We start from the raw sequence: 19,922 nt of genomic DNA, 5'->3' as shown, positions 1-19,922 counted from the left end.
GTTGATGTAGTTTGAATTATGTTATTTGAGTTAATATTACTTGTTTCAAATCCGATAAAAATGCGTAAGAAATTCTATGTCCGGGCTAAAACCTTGAAACTCAAGTAATGGCGTGTAGCCTTCATAAATCTAGAAGCTATATATAAATAGATAAAACGGGTGTCCAGAATGACTTCTTTGCTCAGCCAATTTGTTTCTAAAACTGACTTTGAATCCTATGAGGATTTTGAGAAAAATTTTAAAATCCTTGTTCCTGAAAACTTCAACTTTGCCTATGATGTAGTCGATACCTATGCAAGAGATCTCCCTGAAAAGATCGCAATGATCTGGTGTGACGATAATGGGGAAGAGAGAATCTTTACTTTTAAAGACCTGAAGTACTACAGTGATAAAACCGCAAATTTTTTTGCAAAGCATGGGATAGGTAAAGGCGACTACGTAATGCTCACCTTAAAGAGCCGGTATGAGTTCTGGTATTGTATCATTGCACTGCATAAATTGGGAGCCATTGCTGTACCCGCAACCCATATGCTCAAGACACGAGACATTGTATACCGGATTAAAAAAGCCGGATTGAAGATGATCGTCTGCATATCGGAAGACGGAGTTCCAGAACAGGTAGATGAAGCACACTCCGAATGCGGAAATATCACGCTCAAAAAAGCGGTCGTAGGAGATAATGTCCGGGAAGGCTGGATTGATTTCAAAAAAGAACTCGAAGAAGCCTCTCCTGATTTCAAACGTCCTTCGGGAGATGCTGCTACAAAAAACAGCGATGTTTCTCTTGTCTATTTCTCTTCAGGAACAGCCAGTTTCCCAAAAATGGTAGAACACGACTTTACCTACCCTCTAGGGCATATTCTTACCGCAAAGTACTGGCAGAATGTGGAAGATGACGGGTTGCATTACACTGTTGCAGACAGCGGTTGGGGAAAATGCGTATGGGGAAAACTATATGGCCAATGGATCGCAGGTTGTGCGGTCTTTGTTTATGACTATGACAGATTTGAAGCCAGGACTATGCTTGAAAAAGCCTCTAAGTATGGGGTTACAACTTTTTGTGCTCCTCCGACAATCTATAGGTTCCTAATTAAGGAAGATCTCTCAAAATACGATTTTGGTACCCTTAAATATGCGGTTGTTGCAGGCGAACCTCTTAATCCGGAAGTATTTTACCGGTTCCTTGAGTTCACCGGAATAAAGCTTATGGAAGGGTTCGGGCAAACTGAAACCGTTGTAAGTATAGCAACATACCCCTGGATGGAACCAAAACCAGGGTCTATCGGAAGGCCATCTCCTGGATATAAAATTGAACTGATGGACAGAGACGGAAGACTCTGTGAAGTAGGGGAAGAAGGAGAACTCGTAATCAACACAAAGGAAGAAAAACCTGTAGGACTCTTCGTCCACTATGGGAAAGATCCTGAGAAAACTAAGGAAGCATGGCACGATGGCTATTATCATACAGGGGATATGGCCTGGAAGGACGAAGATGGCTACTTGTGGTTTGTGGGTAGAGCTGACGATATCATAAAGACCTCAGGATATAAAGTCGGGCCTTTTGAAGTGGAAAGCGCCCTTATCCAGCACCCTGCAGTACTCGAATGCGCAATTACAGGTGCTCCTGATCCTGTAAGAGGTCAGGTTATCAAGGCAACCGTTGTGCTCACAAAAGGATACACGCCTGGAGAAGAGCTTAAAAAAGAGCTCCAGAAACATGTAAAAAGTATCACTGCCCCCTATAAGTATCCGCGCATAATTGAGTTTGTGGACGAACTTCCAAAAACCATTAGCGGAAAGATTCGCAGGGTCGAAATCCGGGATAAAGATCAAAATGAGTTAAACTAAAGATAATTTAATAAATAGAGATAGATTAGAAAATGAAAATAATATAAAAGCAAATAACACCTGATAAAGCAAATAATACCTGATAAAGCAAATAATACCTGATAAAGCAAATAACACCTGATAAAGCAAATAACACCTGATAAAGCAAACAAAACTTGTTAAGCAAACAAATCTGTTAAGCAAACGAAAATTAGTAAAACAAATAAGCCCTGTTTTGATCCGGAAGCAAATGAGTTTCGGGTCAAAACAAAAAAGGAAAAAAAGAAAGAAATAAGTACCTTAAACTTTCTGGAAAGTTTGCTCTAAGAAGATTTGGTTCTAATTCACTTTATATTTTTATCTCAATTTTCTGCTAACTTACTGTCTAATAGATTATACAATTTACAACTTAAGTAAGTAGAAACCTGAGGCTCTTCTTTCTGTCATAGAAGACCGGTTGAATAAAATAATGACTGGAGAAGTCCGGATAAAAATCGAAAACTCCGGAACCCTATATCCGGAAATAGGCCTGAGACCTGAGAAGAGTCCAAAGAGAACTGAAAAATGAGCAAAAAGAGGATCTCATATGTCAAAGAACGATAAAAAAGAACCATACCCTGTAATTAATACTCTGGAGTGTAAGGCCTGCGGACGCTGCCTTCTAGCCTGCCCCAAAGACGTACTTTCCATGAGTGAAAACCTGAATGCCAGGGGTTACCATTATGTGGAGTACAAAGGAGAGGGCTGCTCAGGCTGTGCAAGCTGCTATTATACCTGCCCTGAACCGCTTGCAATCGAGATTCATATTCCCCTGAAAGAAGAGGAAGCCAGGTAAGGCAGGAAGGAGGAAAACTATGACAACACAACTAGTAAAAGGCAACTCCGCAGTAATCATCGGTGCACTATATGCCGGATGTGACTGTTTCTTCGGGTATCCTATAACTCCGGCAAGTGAGATTCTACATGATGCATCCAAATATTTGCCAAAAATTGGAAGGAAGTTCGTTCAGGCCGAATCCGAAGAAGCGGCGATTAACATGGTTTATGGAGGAGCATCGGCAGGACATAGGGTCATGACATCATCTTCAGGCCCTGGAATTAGCCTGATGCAGGAAGGAATTTCCTATCTTGCTGGCGCTGAGCTTCCATGCGTGGTTGTAGATATTATGCGGGCAGGGCCAGGCCTTGGAAATATAGGGCCTGAGCAGGCAGATTACAATCAAGTGGTAAAAGGCGGAGGGCACGGGAACTACAGAAATATCGTGCTTGCCCCTAATTCAGTGCAGGAAATGTGCGATTTTACCATGAAAGCTTTTGAGCTTGCTTTCAAGTACAGGAACCCAGCTGTTGTGCTTGCGGACGGAGTGCTCGGACAGATGATCGAGTCACTCGAATTCCCGAAGCAAGCTATTGTTCCTGAGATTGATAGTACCTGGGCGGTCAACGGTACAGCCGAAACCAGGCCTAATCTGATAACCTCCATCTTTCTGGACTTCGATCAACTTGGAAAGTTCAATGAAAAACTGCAGGTGAAGTACGAGCTCATAAGGCAGAATGAAGTCGATTACGAGGAGTACCTGACCGATGATGCATCAATTGTCCTTGTTTCTTATGGAATAAGCAGCAGGATCTGCAGGTCAGCCGTAGATCTTGCCAGACAGGAAGGCATTAAAGTGGGGCTTTTCAGGCCAAAAACTCTATTCCCGTTCCCTGAAGCGCAGTTGAAAGCCCTGGCAGATAAGGGTTGTTCCTTTATTTCCGTGGAAATGAGCAATGGACAATTAATACATGATGTCAGGCTTGCAATCAATTGTTCACAGCCTGTAGAGCTTGTAAATCGTATGGGAGGAAACTTGATGACTCTTGACCAGATTATGGATAAAATCAGGAAAATGGCAGGAGAGGCATGAAAATGGCAGCAGAAATCATTAACGGAGAAAAAGTAATAGGAAAGCCAAAGGCCCTGTATGCGGACTACCCTCGCAAAGGATCAGTAGCCTCTACAGCCACTCATTACTGCCCAGGCTGCGGACATGGGGTTCTGCACAAGCTTATTGCCGAAGCAATTGATGACCTTGGTATTCAGGACAGGACCGTTATGATAAGCCCTGTGGGATGTGCGGTCTTCGCTTACTATTATTTTGATACAGGCAACATCCAGGTTGCTCACGGCCGTGCGCCTGCGGTTGGTACTGGAGTCTCCAGGGCTGAAGAAAATGCTGTGGTGATCTCTTATCAGGGAGACGGAGATTTGGCTTCCATTGGTCTGAACGAGACTCTTCAGGCCGCAAATAGGGGTGAAAAGCTTGCAGTCTTTTTCGTAAATAATACCGTTTACGGAATGACAGGTGGACAGATGGCACCCACAACTCTTGTAGGGGAAAAGACCACTACGTGCCCGGAAGGTCGGGACCCCCGTTTTGCAGGTTATCCTCTACATATGTGCGAGCTGCTGGAAAACCTTAAGGCTCCGGTATTTATTGAAAGGGTTTCAGTTTCGGATATATCCCATATCAGGAAAGCAAGAAAAGCCATACATAAGGCGCTTGAAATCCAGCGTGACGGGAAAGGATATGCTTTTGTTGAAGTCCTTGCCTCCTGCCCGACTAACCTCAAGATGGATGCGGAAAAGGCCATCAGTTTCATAAATGAAGAGATGGAAAAGGAATTTCCTGTCAAGAATTTCAGGGATAAATCAGAAGAAGTAGAACCACTGCACCGTGGAGTCAGTGACTTTACAACCAAAGCCCTTGAACAGCTTTACGGTATTGAGGCAGAAGCCGAAGAAAAACCTGCCAGAAAGGACTTTGCCCCGATCCAGACCAAGATTGCTGGTTTCGGAGGGCAGGGTGTTCTCAGCATGGGAATAATTCTTGCACAGGCCGGAGTTAAGGCAAATCTCAACGCTTCCTGGTTCCCGTCCTATGGCCCTGAACAGAGGGGAGGTACCTCTAACTGCTCTGTCGTGATTTCAGGCCAGTCTATAGGCTCTCCTACGGTCTACACTCCGGACATTCTGATAGCTATGAACCGTCCTTCTCTTGAAAAGTTTGAAGGGGCAGTTCGAGAAGGAGGCTTTATCCTCTATGACTCATCCATCGGTGAAGTCGAAACGCCTTCACATGTAAAGGCAGTTGCTGTTCCTGCAACTGAAAAAGCCAAGGAAGCCGGTTCCGAGAAAGCTGCTAACTCTTTCATGCTTGGAGTCCTTATGGGTATTAACGCAACCGGCCTGAAAGAGGAAGTGTTTAAGGAGGCTCTTGCCGAAAACTTTACAGGAAAACCCAGAGTCATTGAGTTTAACCAGATGGTTCTCGAAGCTGGGGCACAGTGGGCAAGAGAAAATGTTAAATTCTAAGGATTTAAGGTTTGAGAAAATACGAAGTTTCGAGGATACTCGAGTTGCGTAAAAACAGGTGGAGAAAATTTTTTCTCTACCTGATTTTATTAATAATTTTCAGTTAGTTTTCAATCAGTTTTCAATTAGTTTTCAATTAGTTTTCAATTAGTTTTCAATTAGTTTTCAATTAGTTTTCAATTAATTTTCAATCAGTTTTCAATCAGTTTTCAATTAATTTTCAATCAGTTTTCAATCAGTTTTCAATTAATTTCCAAGCAACTATTAAGTAAGCTCCTTGTGGATCGCCAATAGTTCTCAAATAGTTTTATCCTCTTTAACGGTTAAATGTTCCACGTTATTCTTTTCTTAGATATTTTTCAGGTTGCCTTGAGCAGAAAAAGTTAATCTGAGGAACATACATTTCTAAGAACTCAATGGAGAAGCCCCAATTTGCCTTAAAAAAGAGATATTCAGGCATATACATCATCTTATAAAACAATCATAAACTTTATTAAATCTAAGTACATTGTAAGAATAAGATGATATTCAATAAATTAATTTCAAATGTATCTGCTGAATGGTAGTAACTTAAAAGTAATTTATTGGAAAAGTATTTTACTAGAAAATGTTTATTAGAAAAGCAGTTAATTGATATAGAATCAGTTGGCAGGGATCGAGTCCCTATTCTCGAATCCCTACCTGCGATCCAACCCAAGATTAAGAGGAAACCCTATTACTCTTAATCTAACATAGAAGTAGATGGTAGGGTTTGAGTCCCTATTCTCGAATCCCTACCTGCGATCCAACCCAGAGATTGAGAGGAAACCCTATTACTCTCAATCTACACTCTTTTTATAACAACATGGAGATATATATCATAATCGACACAAAAAACAATTAGTAATTTAAATTTTACTTCGGACATCGATTTTTGATATAGGCAAAATTTTCAATGATATTAAATCTTTCGTGAACATTAATTTTACCGGATCTTCATAACTATCGTCTTATTGTAACTATCATCTTATTAGCAATCTGAAAAAAACTTTTTTACTAACGATGTGAGTATGTTAAAGCAACATTGCAGGTGCTGCATACAATTTTCAGTGAACCATCGAGGATAAAGACTTTAGGATTCATACTCCGTCCTATAATCTTGCCTTTTTGTAAAGGAGCCTGGTAGATCTCATGCGCAATATGCCAGGTGTCTAATGAAATTTGCGATTTGTCGTTGAGCCCAAACTGAAGGAAAGCAAAAAGATATTAACTTTCACGGTCCTTCATAAAGTAGTAGTCAACATTGTGTATAAAATTCTAAATTTAGGAACGGTCATAAAGTTTATTAAAAATAAAAACATTATGAAAAATAGCACGTTGCCCTAGAAATTAGTTTAAAAGTAGATGGTAGGGTTACCGAGTCCCTATTCTCGGGTCCCTACCTGCGATCCAACCCAAAGATTAAGAGGAAACCCTATTACTCTTAATCTATACTCTTATAGTGGGTTAGGAATATATATCATAACCGACCAAAAAAACAGTTTGTACTCTGAATTTTTAAATAGCTCTTTTATTTGTTTATGTGCAAAACTTTTAATGATATTAAAATATTCAATTAAATGATAAAATTTAATACATTAAGTTGATAGTAAAGTTGATAGTAAAGTTGATAGTAAAGTTGATAGTAAATGCCATAAAATCTCTTTTTAAAACTTATTGTCCCCATGCACAATCCAAACCGGCGATTTAAGAGAGTAACCCATTATTTTTATTCCTAACTCAATTTGTAATCATAAAGTGTTATTAGATTCATAACCGGTTTGAATAAACACAGCATAACCAAAGAGAATATCTAAGTCTGGAAAGAGTAGCTTTACACTTTTATTTCCTGTTTTCCAGTCATAGATAACCACAGCAACATTTTACAAACTACCCATTTTGATTTGCAACTGTTACGATATTGATCACGTTGCCGCTTGGACTTTTCAATCAAGCCTTTCTAAAAGGATTGCGATCGTGCTATCATAATGTTTTAGATTTATCAGTGATTTTCGGTCAAGCCTTTTTTCAAAAGGGTTGCGGTCAAGCAGTTTTTTAAAAAGGTTTTCGGTCAAGCCTTTTTTCAAAAGGGTTGCGGTCAAGCAATTTTTTCAAAAGGGTTGCGGTCAAGCAGTTTTTTAAAAAAGGTTTTCGGTCAAGCCTTTTTTCAAAAGGGTTGCGGTCAAGCAATTTTTTCAAAAGGGTTGCGGTTAAGCATTCCATTCTCTTAAGAGCAAAAGGGGATTCGAGAGAAGCATATGTTGGCTGTAAAAAGGATAGAGTCTTGGGTCATTCAGGCCCTTCAGTGCTCTAGCCTTTTAAATTAACTTTTTAGTATATTTTCAAAGAAGATAAGCCTTGAGAGGAGGAAAACCGTTAAAACACACGGAACTGTAGCTCTGGGTATAGGCACCTGTCGTGAAAATGTACACGCGGTTTCCCTCGCGCATTGTGTGAGGGAATGAATACTTGTGATGCTCATACAGGATATCCATGCTGTCGCAGGTCGGGCCTGCAAGAATTACTTCTTCAGCGCAACCTTTTTTATCACAGAAAATAGGATATTTGATGCACTCATCAAGAGTTTCTATAAGACCGCCGAATTTGCCAATATCAAGATAGACCCATTTGTACTGGTTAAATCTGGCTTTTTTGGAGATCATTACAACTTCACTTACTATTATACCGGCGTTGGCAACTAAAGAACGTCCGGGCTCTATAATAATCTCAGGCAGTTCTTCTCCAAAGTCCTCATGTAAAAAGCGGCGTATTTCTCCGGCATAGGTCTCAAGTTCATGAGCCTGAGCTTGATATTTTGCAGGAAAACCTCCACCAAGGTTGATCATTTTTAGCTGTATGCCTTTTTCAGCCACTGCTTCAAAAAGGTACTTACATTTGGAAATGGCATTGTCCCACTGGCCAATGTCTCTCTGCTGAGAACCAACATGAAAAGAAAGTCCATAAGGCTCAAGTCCCAACTTCTCAGCCTTCAAAATGAGCTTATATATCAGATCAGGGTGCGAACCGAACTTCTTTGAGAGAGGCCAGTCAGCCCCGTCGCTCTCAGTAAGGATACGGAAAAATACTCTGGAACCCGGGGCTTTTCTAGCTAACTTTTTCAGATCGCTGTCAGAGTCAGTAACATAAAGCCTCACTCCCTTTTCATATGCGTATTCTATATCTTTCTCTTTTTTGATAGTATTGCCGTAACTGATCCTTTCAGGCTCTACCCCAAGCCTGAGAAGTTGATCAAGTTCATAAACCGTTGCCACATCAAAATTGGAGCCTTTGTTCTTCAGGGCAAGCACAACCTCATCCATAGGATTAGCTTTTACAGCATAGTGAATTTTTGCAAAGGGCATGTGCTCTACCAGATCGTCATAGCTCTGCTCTATCTTCTTCAGGTCAACAGTCAAAAACGGGGTTTCTTTATCCCGGGAGAACTTTTTGATTCTGTTAAAATCGTCTCTTGAAGCGAAATCCTCCAACGGGAACACATAGTGCTCTTTTCTCATATCTACTCCCTTTTGAAATTAAAACTTCTATACTCAAACTTATGCACATACTGGTTAATAATTTTTAGTATCATACTGATTTATAATGATTATTCAGTTTATAATGAATTATTTTGATAATGAACGAGATAAAGCGATTCAAATAGGATTTAATGTATATAAAACTAATTCTCGGTAGATATCAAGACATAAAAATAACTAAAATCAATAGATATTTAGTAAAAATAGTCATATCATAATAAAAGATCTAATTAAGCTTTTTTTTTGCATTAAAGGTATCAAAAATCCTTATAAACGCACAGAAGACATGAGAAATCTTGGATATTCTCTGAATATCCAAAAATGATTTTTATCTAAAAAAGAAACATTAGGGATTTAAATAAGAATAAAAGCTTAATTAAATGATTAAACGATTCTAAAACCTTTTTTTGTCCATATTATCTTGAAGTAACTTGTTTAAATCCATTTTACTAAAGATCAGATCTGCGAAATTTGAAAATAAATTTAAAATGCTAAGTGCATATTTTATCTGATTCTGAACAGTACTACCAGTACGCCGATTCCTGCAAACACGAGACCGTAAATTATAACTTCCATACTTAGCTGAAAAAAAAGAAATAAAGTAGAAAGGACTCCAAAAAATGGAAGTAGGGGAAAACTGCCAATATTAAGGGGAACCTTAAAAGGGCGTTTTCTTCCAGGGTCAGTATAACGGAGCTTTATCAGAGAGAGATTGACCATAAAGAAGACAATAAAAATCATGAAATTAGCAATATTTGCTACAATTGCAACATCCCTGAATAGTACAAACAGAGTTGAGAGAAAGGCAACTCCTAAAATTGCGACCCATGGTGTCCGGTAACTGGGATGTACTCTAGAAAGAAAATTAGGCAATGACCCTGAATCTGCCATACCATAGACAATCCTTGACCCTCCAAGCATAACCACAAGTACGGTATTCATAGTGGAAAAAAGGGCTATCCAGGACATGAGGACAAAAGCCTTATTCCCCATAGAAATAGCTACAACATCCGCAAGGGGAACACTTGAAAGTCCGAGAGCACGAAAGTCAAGAACACTTACGGCAGTTACCGCTACGCATATGTACAGGAAAACCGTAAAAAATATCGCAATAAGCAGTGCCTTTGGAGTTGTCTTTTCGGCTTCTTTTGTTTCCTGGGATAGCCTTACAATATCCTCAAAACCGAGAAATGCGAAAAAAATCAGGGTTGAAGCCTCGAATATTCCTGCCAGATCTGGAGTTTCGAAGTAATTTACCGTTCCAAGGTAAGGGAGACCCGTATAGATTACAATTAGAAGCCCTGATACTTCGATAAGACTTATGAAAATGGCCAGCCTGGCAGATTCCTTGATTCCGTAAATCATAATAAGGCTAAGAAAAATAAACAGACCTAAAGTTCCTATTAAATATCCATTTCCAAAAAGGGTGCTGAAATACCTTCCAAAACCAAGGGCAACCGCAGAACTCGTTATTGCCACAAAATATATCACAAGCAGCCCAACAAACAGACCAATGCGTTCTCCAAAAGCTCTTCTCACAAATCCGTATTCCGCTCCAGCTCTTGGGAACATGGAGGCGAGTTCCATATAGCTAAGGGCAGAAAGTGTGGCTGTTGCCCCGGCAAACAGAAAAGAAAACCAGACCATATTGCCTGCAAGCCCTGCGGCTTTTCCCATAAGCACGTAGATTCCGGCTCCGAGAATATTGCCAATTCCTACCAGAGTAACCTCAATCAGATTCAGTTCCTTTTTCAGTTCGGATTTCCCTTTCATAATAAAACACCGCTCAAAAACTTGAAAAAATTCTGAACAAGATTAATAAAATTGACAATAATAAAAATGGAACCTTGGCCTATTAGAAAAACTATCTTACGAGAAGCTGTGATTGCTTTCCATTAACCGACTCTCCTTTGAACTCACTGACTCTCAATAGTTCTCTTTTCGAGAATTCAGAAGTTTTACCATTAAGTAGCTCAACAGACGGCTGACGAAAAAAGCTAAGTAAGGGCTCCAAATAGGCTACCGGATTTATCGGACTGGAATTTTACCGGGCTGAGAAATACCTTACACGCAAGCTTAAAATAAATATTTTCATGTTGAATGTACATATTTTTCATGTTGAATGTACATATTTTTCAGGTTTGAATATACACATTTTCAGGTTTGAATGTACACATTTTCAGGTTTGAATGTACACATTTTCAGGTTTGGATGTATACGTTTTTCAGGTTATGCTTTCATTTTCCTGGCGAGTTCTAAGCCGATTTCCTCAACTCTTTTCAGATCTTCTTCCCTGGGTTTGCCCTTCACCTGAAGTGTTCCAACAACTTCCATCTTCGAGGGAACCAGAATGTCTCCTGCCTGCTTCAGAGCACCTCCGCCCCAGCCAAAAGATCCGAGTATAACTCCGTATTTTGCAGGCGGATTGAGAGCTTTTACCAGGTAAGTGCCATAAAGGGCAAGAGGATGCATGCCTGCAAGGACGGTCGGAGTTCCAAGGATAATAGCGCGGGAATCAACCAGCTCTCTTGCAACATCTCCTGTGTCTGCGACTTCAAGGTCATAGACTCTGACATCCACACCTTCTTTCAGCAAGGTTTCGGCAATTGTCCTGACCATCAATTTTGTGGAACCCCACATACTCACATAGACAATAAGGGCCTTATTTTCGGTCTCACCTGCAGTCCATTTTGCGTAGGGCTCAATTATACGCTGGGGGTTTTTGTAAATAGGTCCGTGACTCGGTGCAAGAACTGCAATATCAAGATCCTTAATTTTTTCAAGAGCCTTTGTTCCCATTTTTCCAAAAGGCATCATGATTTCCCCGTAGTAGCGTTTTGCAAGAGGAATAAGGTCTTCCAGGTCCTCATCATAAACACCCTGGGCTGTATGAGCTCCGAAGAAATCACATGGGAAAAGTACTTTATCCTCAGGCAGATATGTAAACATGGTTTCAGGCCAGTGGAGCCAGGGAGCTTCGATAAAGCGCAGAGTTTTACCCCCTAAATCAATAGTATCTCCATTGGCAACGACTTTAATCCGGCCTTCCGGCAGGTCATTGTAAATGCTTGCCATTTTTACACCTCTTTCCGTGGTAACAAGCACCGAGCCAGGAGCCCTATCCATGATATAACAAATTGCACTGGCGTGGTCGGGTTCGGCATGATTCATAATCAGATAGTCCAGTTTTTCAAGACTGGAAACCAGATTTATTTTCTCTTTGAACTCCTCTTCGAAACCAGGGTTCACAGTATCAATAAGCGCTGTTTTCTCTTCTCCCTTAACAAGGTAAGCGTTGTAACTTGTTCCCTGAGGCAGCGGAACCAGAGCATCAAACATTCTGCGATTCCAGTCTTTTGCCCCAACCCAGAATACATCTTTAGCAATTTCAGGAACGCTATAAATCTCCATATTTTTTACCTCCATTCTCCCAATTACAGTAAACCAGCTCGAAATAAGACGCAGACAAGATATCTGCATTTACCAACCCGACTGGATTTATTTAATTATTAGTTCAATTACCAGTTCAATTACCAGTTTAATTACTAGTTTAATTACTAATTTAATTACTATATAATTACTAATTTAATGACTATATTGTATTTGTCCGATATATTTATTAGGCAAAACTCTTAACTGATAAAACCTTAAACTTTAACTGGCTTTTTAGCTCGGTAAGAGAAAAGTAACTTTAAATAACGAAAACGAAGCTTTACCGCCTCCTCTTTTTTATAGTATTTCTTTAGAAAAATTATAAAAAGAAAAACTTTATATAGACAGCAGTAAGTTATCTTCTTCCTAGCAGGCAAGAGTTAACACAATTGTGTCCACTGTGACAATCCATAAGCCTGGAAAATATTCGGTATTGAAATGAGGCTTTAATACCTGGAATATAGCAGTTACTTAGAATGTTGCAGTTAAAAAAGAAGGGATAATTATGAAAACATCATCCGTAGAACTTAATCCAAATAAACTGGTACAGTACCTCAACAAACCAGCAAGCGAATTCACCAAAGAAGACATTATAAAGTTCATAAAGGAAAACGGCATTAAGATGCTGACTTTCCGCTATATTGGTGGAGATGGGAGACTCAAAGCTCTCGCTTTCGTGATCAGAGATGAAGAGCACCTTGACAACTTGCTTTCCGCTGGTGAGAGAGTCGATGGATCAAGCCTTTTTACATACATCGAAGCAGACTCAAGCGATCTCTATGTCCTTCCTAAATACAGGACTGCCTTCGTGAATCCTTTTGAAGAAATTCCAACCCTGGATATCCTCTGTTCCTACTTTGACAAGGACGGGAATCCTCTCGCGAGTGCTTCCGAAACCGTCATGAAGAAGGCTGCCCAGGTCCTGACTGAGAAGACAGGCTATGAACTTCAGTCAATGGGTGAACTCGAATACTATATCATTGCCAACAAAGAAGATGTCAATATGGCTTTCCCAGCCGTTGACCAGAGAGGATACCACGAATCCAATCCCTTCACCAAATTCGACCAGCTCAGAAAGGAAGCAATGATGTACATTTCCGAAGCTGGCGGAAAAATCAAGTACGGCCACTCTGAAGTCGGAAACTTTACTGATGACAAATACTACTACGAGCAGAACGAAATCGAATTTGAGACTGACACACTTGAGAACACTGTCGACCGTCTGCTTATCGCAAAGTGGATGCTCAGAATGCTTGCCGACCAGTACGGTGTAATTGTAAGCTTTGCTCCGAAGATTACTGTCGGAAAAGCCGGAAGCGGTCTGCACGTCCACATGAAGCTCCTGAAAGACGGAAAGACTGTTATGGTCGAGAATGGCGGAGTTAGTGACACTGCAAAAACTGCAATAGCCGGTCTTCTTGACATTGCAGCAGGAATTACTGCTTTTGGAAACAGAATTCCTACATCCTACCTGCGTCTTGTACCTCACCAGGAAGCTCCTACCAACATCTGCTGGGGAGACAGGAACCGTTCTGCTCTGATCCGTGTGCCTCTTGGCTGGTTCTCTGAAGAATCAAGCAAGATGGTAGCTATCGCCAATCCTAACTATAGTGAAGAGTTCAAGAGCCACAGCTACAAGTCTACCTTTGAATTCCGTGCCGCAGATCCCTCAGCTGACCTCTACCTCCTCATGGCAGCCTTTGCTGTAGGTATTCGCCACGGCTTTGAAATGGACAATGCCCTTGATGTTGCAAAGAAGCTCTATATCGATGTCAACATTTTCAAGGACGAACACAAGGACAGACTTGCCCAGCTTGAGCACCTGCCTGCATCCTGCTATGAGTCCGCTCAGGCCCTGAAGGAACTGAAAGACATCTTCATGGAGTACGACGTATTCTCCGAAGGTATGATCAACGATACCGTAAACTACCTTGAAGGTCTCGACGACAACAAGCTCAGTGAGAGACTCTACGGCAAGAACGAAGAAATCAGGAAACTTGTGGACTCTTACATCCACGTTGGATAATCCTGTTTCAGCACTTTAGAAATCTTTTTTCCACAGAAAAATGCAGAATCCTGCTTCTCAGAGAGCAGGACTCTGCCAACAATATTTTTCTGACAGTCTTCTGAAAGAAGTAAGCTTTTTGCTACTTTTACTGGACATCTTGTTACTTTTTTCCTAGGGTTTTTACTGCTTTTCACTTTAGCTTACTGTTTTGACTTCAACTTACTGCTTTTGACTTCAACTTACTGCTTTTGACTTCAACTTACTGCTTTTGACTCCAACTTACTGGTTTTGTCTCAGATCTTTTTTTACTCTTCACCTGAGGCTTTTTACCCTGTCTCTTACCCTCAGTTCTTAACACAGGGTCTTTTTCGTGTTTTTCTTTGGGATTTATCTATTCAAATTGTTCAGGGTAATACTTCATAGCCCCAAATTGTTCAAGATGACACTTCATAGCCTATTCAGGTTTACACTCAGACTGCGGTACGGGGTTGAATTTATCTATCTTAACGAAATCTATAGGGACGTAAAGTGAATAAGGATTCGAATTGATCAAAAATGAAAGAAAACAGTAATCCAAAAAACTCAGGGAGCCAGGAAAAAAGCCTCCTTGACAATACTATCCCAAAAATTACAATCATCTGTTCTGCCCCCGACCTTGCCAGTCAGAATATTAAGACCCATCTTTTAAACCTCATGGAATGGAAACTCCTCGAGCTTCCTGAAAACTCCGGATTCTCTGCGGCCAGAGAATCGCAGGACGGAAGATTCAGGCTTGTTGATATTGAGGAAATGCATGTCTTCCAGGACGGACTCGACAGGAGACTCGAAAGTGCAGGGTTGCCAGCTTCCCTTATAATTTTTGCATCCAAACACCGGAGCAAAGAGGAGGTTTCTTCCCTTACCGTACACTGTACAGGGAATCCCTCAGACGATGCAAGGCTTGGAGGCTGCCCTAAGTCTCTTGCAGTTTCTTCTCCGGCTGCTATGAAATCCATTCTTATGGAAATGAAGCGCCTGGCTGAGCAAAAAGGACTGAAGTATGACGTTACTCTTGAAGTGACCCACCACGGGCCTACAGAGCTTTCAGTTCCATCGCTTTATGCCGAAATAGGAAGCACTGAAGTGCAGTGGAAAGATCCTGAGGCAGGCGAGGTTGCTGCAAAAGCTATCCTTGCGGTTTCTCTTGAAAAAGTGCCAGTTGCCATCGGTTTTGGAGGAGGGCATTATGCCATGCGCCAGACCGGACTTTTATTTGAAACCAGTATTTCTTTCGGGCATAATTTTCCCAAATACAAGCTGGAATTTTTGGACGAAGCCCTGATCAGGCAAGCAATTGAGAAATCAAAGGCTGATTTTGCTTATTTTGATCGGAAATCCATGAAAAGCGAAGAAAGAAAAAAGATTTCCGAAATCCTTGAGAAACTGGGACTCAGTGTCTTTAAAGAATCCGAGATCAGGGAAAAATATGGATATTAACGTTATAGCAAGCATTAAAGCAACAAACCAAAATGTCCATAAAGAATGTCCATAAAGATTATGTAACTGTGTGTATAAGGTATCCTCCGTTACAAGGAATGGTATGTAATGCTGAATATTGAAGTACTTCCGATTCTCCTCCGCTTTCTTTTTGGCGGAAGCGCTGTTGCGATTTCCGCAATTGTTGCGAAGAAATTCGGAGGCAGATTGGGGGGAGTTTTTGCAGCTTTTCCAGCAGTATATCTGGCAGCAATTCTGGGCCTGAGCATGGATTATAAGGGAAGCGAACTGCTCCTGATCTCAGAACAGATTTCGAAAGGTGCACTTGTGGGAATGCTGGCAGATATTTGTTGTACTCTTGCCGCAAGTTATTTTATTCTCAAATCCGGGTGGAAAAAAGGGCTTGTTTACTCGCTTCTTCTCTGGACCTTACTTGCTCCTACAATCTACTTCACGTGTTTATAATTCTGAAAAAAATCTCTGCTCAAGTCTTTTTTGAAAAGGTTTGCTGAAACTGTTGCGCCGAAACCGTTGCGCCGGTTTATCACGCCTATAGGGTTTGGGGCTAAGGTTCTCAAATCCAAATGTTAACTCGTCGTTTTCGCTCAAGCCTTTTTTAAAAAGGCTTGCGGTCAAGCAGTTTTTTAAAAAGGCTTGCGGTCAAGCAGTTTTTTGAAAAGGTTTGTATGTAAGCTTGTTATAATATAATATATTTTACAACACTGATTATTGACCGTTCTATCCCTCAGAAAATTCTCTGATAATTTTTAGCAGAAATAGTGATACTGATAAGTATCGATTACCTCTAGCTTATATTTGTTGAGCAGGTAACCTTCACATATGCACTTGATATTATCTGTCACCTGCATTGTTTTGGGTGTACTCCCGCAACATAAAGACACAGAAAATATATGTGACCTCCTTCTATTGGGTTTATGTATGTTTCACAATTAAGTAATTAATAAGAATGTCTAGTAACAATGTCCGATGAAGATCAAGTATATTTCTGTATAACATTTTGGAAGAACGTGTACTGTATAGAGTTTTGATAAAATACCTGTGATTGAAGATGGGTGTGATAACACGGACAATGAAAAGGAGCCCACAGGCAAAGAAGAAATGCAAAGGTCAAAAGAAGAAGAGCCACAAACTATAGAAAAAATCTCAACTGGAGAATATTCTGTTCTGGATGTATCTTTGGATGAGTCTCCAAAAAAGGACTTTCCAATTGTAGGCATCGGGGCATCGGCTGGTGGGCTAGCTGCATTCGAAGCTTTCTTTTCAGCCATGCCATCAGACACCGATCCCGAAGTGGCTTTTGTCCTGGTACAACATCTGGATCCAAATTATAAAAGCATCCTTTCAGACCTGATCAGGAGCTTTACCAGAATGCCTGTATACGAAGCTACAAATTGGACAGATATTGAACCTAACTGTGTTTACATCATTCCGCCGAACCGCGATATGGTCCTTCGGAATGGTGTGCTCCAGTTGATGGAACCATCCCAACCTCATGGTCATCGCCTACCTATTGATATATTTTTTAGCTCTCTAGCTCAGGACAAACAAGAGAAGGCTATTGGTATTGTACTCTCAGGTACTGGTAGCGACGGCACAAAGGGGGTGCAGGCTATCAAGGCTGAGGGAGGAATGGTAATGGCACAGACGCCCGAGTCCAGCGAATATAACAATATGCCTCTTAGTGTCATTGCCACAGGTCAGGTAGATTACGTCCTGAAGCCTGAAGAAATGCCTGCCCATCTCATTGCCTATATTAACTATGTTTTCGGGAAAACACGCCAAGAAGCCTCAAAATTTGAAGGTTCGATGAAAAATATATTCAATTTCCTTCTTATAAAGACTGGTCATGATTTTTCTCACTATAAGTACGGTACCATCAATCGTCGCGTTGAGCGGCGCATGGCTGTCCGGAATATAGAGAATATGGATGAATATGTACGTTATTTAGCGCAAAAGCCCGCTGAGGTTGAAGCTCTCTTTCATGACCTTTTAATCGGCGTCACCAGTTTTTTCCGTAATCCTGAAGCTTTTAGAGCACTCCAGGAACAGGTTATCCCGTGTCTCTTTGTCGGCAAGTATCCAGAGTCATCAATACGCGTCTGGGTGCCCGGATGTTCAACTGGGGAAGAGGCATATTCCATAGCTATTTTACTTCAGGAACAGATGGAAATCTTGAACCAAAATTTTAGAGTGCAGATTTTCGCCACTGATATTGACAGTAAGACTATTGAAAAAGCTCGGAGTGGCCGCTATCCCGCCAGTATTGCCACCGATATCTCACCTGAAAGACTTAAGCGCTTTTTCACTCTGGATTCAGACAGCTACTACCACATTCGGCACAATATCCGTGAAATGGTTATTTTTTCCGAGCAGGATATTATTAAGGACCCTCCATTCTCTAAGCTTGACCTCATCAGTTGTCGCAACTTGCTGATCTATATGGACAAAGAACTGCAGAAGAAACTCATTCCTCTCTTCCACTATGCACTGAACCCGGGTGGATTTCTCTTTCTTGGTCCCTCCGAAAATGTGGGTGAGTTCACTAATCTTTTTGACACACTGGATCGCAAGTCAAAACTGTATATAAAAAAAGGAGGCGCTAGCAGTGAGTATTTCCTTTCCATAGGGACTTTTATCTCACCATCGATGAAAATTCAAGTCAGAAAACCTTCAGGTAACGTTCCTGTCGAAATCCGACCTCAACTGCGCAAGCTGACCGAGCAGACAATGCTGAAATACTATGCCCCTGTCAGTATTCTGATCGACGAACAAGGTAATATCCTGTACATTTATGGCCGTACTGGCATGTATCTTGAACCGGCTTTGGGTGAAGTTGGCATGAACATACTGAGTATGGCTCGAGAGGGATTAAGGTCGGAACTGACTACAGCTCTGCACAGAGCCATTATAAATAAAACGCCAGTATTTTATCCCAGAGTGCGAGTTAAAACCAACGGCGATTTTACTACAATTAATCTGGTAGTACGACCTGTAGAACGAGACAATGATACAGCAACCTGGCTAAACTTATTCCTGGTTACTTTTGAGGAACCACTGGAGTTGGAGCAGATCGAAACTAAAAAGGCCACCTCCATAGATTCTGGTGAAAAAGCTTGTGAAACGGATGTGGATTTGCAAATCTTAAAGCTGAAAAAGGAGTTACAGGCCAAGGAAGAAAGCTTAAAAGCTTCCAATGAGGAACTGATGACTTCCAATGAAGAACTTAAATCTGCAAACGAGGAGATGCAGTCAGTCAACGAGGAACTACAGTCAACAAACGAGGAACTGGAGACCTCAAGGGAGGAACTGCAGTCAGTAAATGAGGAACTTGGCACGGTCAATATTGAACTACAAAACAGAGTAGCTGAACTGTCTCAAGCTAATAATGACATGAACAACCTCCTGGCTGGAACAGGCATAGGCACTATCTTTGTGGACTATCAACTACGCATCATGCGCTTCACTCCTCCGGTTACACGTTTGATAAACCTGATCCCGTCAGACATTGGAAGGCCGGTTGGACATATTGTCTCAAACCTTATAGGCTACGATCGCCTGGTAGAGGACATAAAGGAGGTGTTGGAAAGTCTGACACCTAAAGATATTGAAGTCCAGACTAAGGAGAATGCCTGGTATTTACTGAGTATCCGGCCATATCGTACCCTTGAAAACACTATTGAAGGAGCGGTAATTACTTTTACGGATATTTCCGAGATGGAACGGATAAAGCTTAAGGAGTCCGAAGCTATGCGCCGTCTGGTTGCAATAGTGCACGATGCAAGCGATGCTATAACATTGCAGGACATGGAAGGCAATATCCTGGCATGGAATCCAAAGGCAGAGAGCATTTATGGCTGGAGTGAAACCGAAGCACTCTCAATGAATATTAGCAGTCTGATCCCTGAGGATCGGAAAACAGAAGAGTTGTCTATAGTGAGAAAGCTTAGTCAGGCTGAGGTCCTTGAACCTTACCACACCCAAAGAATTACTAAAGATGGCAGGATAGTGGATGTTTGGCTAACTGCCACTTCTCTGGTGAAGGAAGCCGGAAACGTTTATGCAATTACAACCATGGAACGGGCAATCAAATTAGAAAATAATGAGAATAAGAGCTAGAAATAAAAAACTTTCCGGATCAGGCTGTCTCAAAACTCAACTTATTTCTACAATTGGATAATTGACATTGTTAGTTTTGACTTTATATTGTAAATGACTTTATATCGGGAATTATTGAAATTCAGGAGTA

The 19,922-nt window shown here is 41.0% G+C and carries 13 protein-coding genes; 8 read left to right on the top strand and 5 right to left on the bottom strand.

Features of this window, described 5'->3' with window-relative positions; genetic code table 11:
* Positions 1 to 168 precede the first annotated feature (168 nt).
* The 4 genes from MSBR3_RS05775 (at position 169) to MSBR3_RS05760 (ending at position 5,185) form a co-directional block, all read left to right on the top strand.
* Positions 169 to 1,848, top strand: a complete 1,680-nt coding sequence (locus MSBR3_RS05775) for an AMP-binding protein (protein ID WP_048107074.1) — start codon at positions 169 to 171, stop codon at positions 1,846 to 1,848.
* A gap of 565 nt (positions 1,849 to 2,413) precedes the next feature.
* Positions 2,414 to 2,662 carry a 4Fe-4S dicluster domain-containing protein gene (locus tag MSBR3_RS05770; protein ID WP_048107072.1) on the top strand — a complete coding sequence of 83 codons (249 nt, stop codon included), beginning with the start codon at positions 2,414 to 2,416 and terminating at the stop codon, positions 2,660 to 2,662.
* A 19-nt stretch (positions 2,663 to 2,681) separates the two neighbouring features.
* Positions 2,682 to 3,737, top strand: coding sequence for a 3-methyl-2-oxobutanoate dehydrogenase subunit VorB (locus tag MSBR3_RS05765; RefSeq protein ID WP_048107071.1), 1,056 nt, complete (start codon positions 2,682 to 2,684; stop codon positions 3,735 to 3,737).
* A gap of 2 nt (positions 3,738 to 3,739) precedes the next feature.
* Entirely contained in the window at positions 3,740 to 5,185 is a 1,446-nt protein-coding gene (locus tag MSBR3_RS05760; RefSeq protein WP_048110095.1) for a 2-oxoacid:acceptor oxidoreductase family protein, read from the top strand.
* A 2,073-nt stretch (positions 5,186 to 7,258) separates the two neighbouring features.
* On the opposite strand, the gene MSBR3_RS20070 is transcribed toward MSBR3_RS05760, so the two are convergent.
* The 4 genes from MSBR3_RS20070 to MSBR3_RS05745 all read right to left on the bottom strand — a co-directional run bounded on the left by MSBR3_RS20070 (position 7,259) and on the right by MSBR3_RS05745 (position 12,150).
* Complete coding sequence (locus MSBR3_RS20070; protein WP_155396738.1) at positions 7,259 to 7,426, bottom strand: hypothetical protein; 168 nt, start codon at positions 7,424 to 7,426, stop codon at positions 7,259 to 7,261.
* A gap of 119 nt (positions 7,427 to 7,545) precedes the next feature.
* The gene (locus MSBR3_RS05755) at positions 7,546 to 8,718 is read right to left on the bottom strand and encodes a type III PLP-dependent enzyme (protein ID WP_048107069.1); all 1,173 of its coding nucleotides are present in this window, start codon (positions 8,716 to 8,718) and stop codon (positions 7,546 to 7,548) included.
* Positions 8,719 to 9,243: 525 nt separating this feature from the next.
* Positions 9,244 to 10,512: an APC family permease gene (locus tag MSBR3_RS05750; RefSeq protein WP_048107067.1), complete on the bottom strand. Its 1,269-nt coding sequence runs from the start codon at positions 10,510 to 10,512 to the stop codon at positions 9,244 to 9,246.
* A gap of 456 nt (positions 10,513 to 10,968) precedes the next feature.
* On the bottom strand, positions 10,969 to 12,150 hold the full coding sequence (locus MSBR3_RS05745; RefSeq protein ID WP_048110094.1) for an FprA family A-type flavoprotein: 1,182 nt from the start codon (positions 12,148 to 12,150) through the stop codon (positions 10,969 to 10,971).
* A gap of 526 nt (positions 12,151 to 12,676) precedes the next feature.
* On the opposite strand from MSBR3_RS05745, the gene MSBR3_RS05740 reads away from it, so the two are divergent.
* A complete protein-coding gene (locus tag MSBR3_RS05740) occupies positions 12,677 to 14,197 on the top strand; it encodes a glutamine synthetase family protein (protein ID WP_048107065.1) in 1,521 nt (506 codons plus the stop codon).
* On the opposite strand, the gene MSBR3_RS05735 is transcribed toward MSBR3_RS05740, so the two are convergent.
* Complete coding sequence (locus MSBR3_RS05735; RefSeq protein WP_048107063.1) at positions 14,179 to 14,373, bottom strand: hypothetical protein; 195 nt, start codon at positions 14,371 to 14,373, stop codon at positions 14,179 to 14,181. The two genes, MSBR3_RS05740 and MSBR3_RS05735, sit on opposite strands and share 19 nt — an antisense overlap.
* A 361-nt stretch (positions 14,374 to 14,734) precedes the next feature.
* Between MSBR3_RS05735 and MSBR3_RS05730 the strand changes: the two genes are divergently transcribed.
* The 3 genes from MSBR3_RS05730 (at position 14,735) to MSBR3_RS05720 (ending at position 19,792) form a co-directional block, all read left to right on the top strand.
* The gene (locus tag MSBR3_RS05730; protein ID WP_080942214.1) at positions 14,735 to 15,655 is read left to right on the top strand and encodes a D-aminoacyl-tRNA deacylase; all 921 of its coding nucleotides are present in this window, start codon (positions 14,735 to 14,737) and stop codon (positions 15,653 to 15,655) included.
* A 108-nt stretch (positions 15,656 to 15,763) separates the two neighbouring features.
* Positions 15,764 to 16,120 (top strand): DUF3147 family protein, encoded by a 357-nt coding sequence (locus MSBR3_RS05725; RefSeq protein WP_048107061.1) that lies wholly within the window; start codon positions 15,764 to 15,766, stop codon positions 16,118 to 16,120.
* Between the two features lie 594 nt (positions 16,121 to 16,714).
* Complete coding sequence (locus MSBR3_RS05720; protein WP_230627856.1) at positions 16,715 to 19,792, top strand: chemotaxis protein CheB; 3,078 nt, start codon at positions 16,715 to 16,717, stop codon at positions 19,790 to 19,792.
* Positions 19,793 to 19,922 lie beyond the last annotated feature (130 nt).

The sequence above is a fragment of the Methanosarcina barkeri 3 genome (genome assembly GCF_000970305.1).
GTDB classification, from domain to species: domain Archaea; phylum Halobacteriota; class Methanosarcinia; order Methanosarcinales; family Methanosarcinaceae; genus Methanosarcina; species Methanosarcina barkeri_A.
The sequence above is the reverse complement of the archived record's forward strand: the minus strand, read 5'-3'. Positions and strand labels throughout refer to the sequence as shown.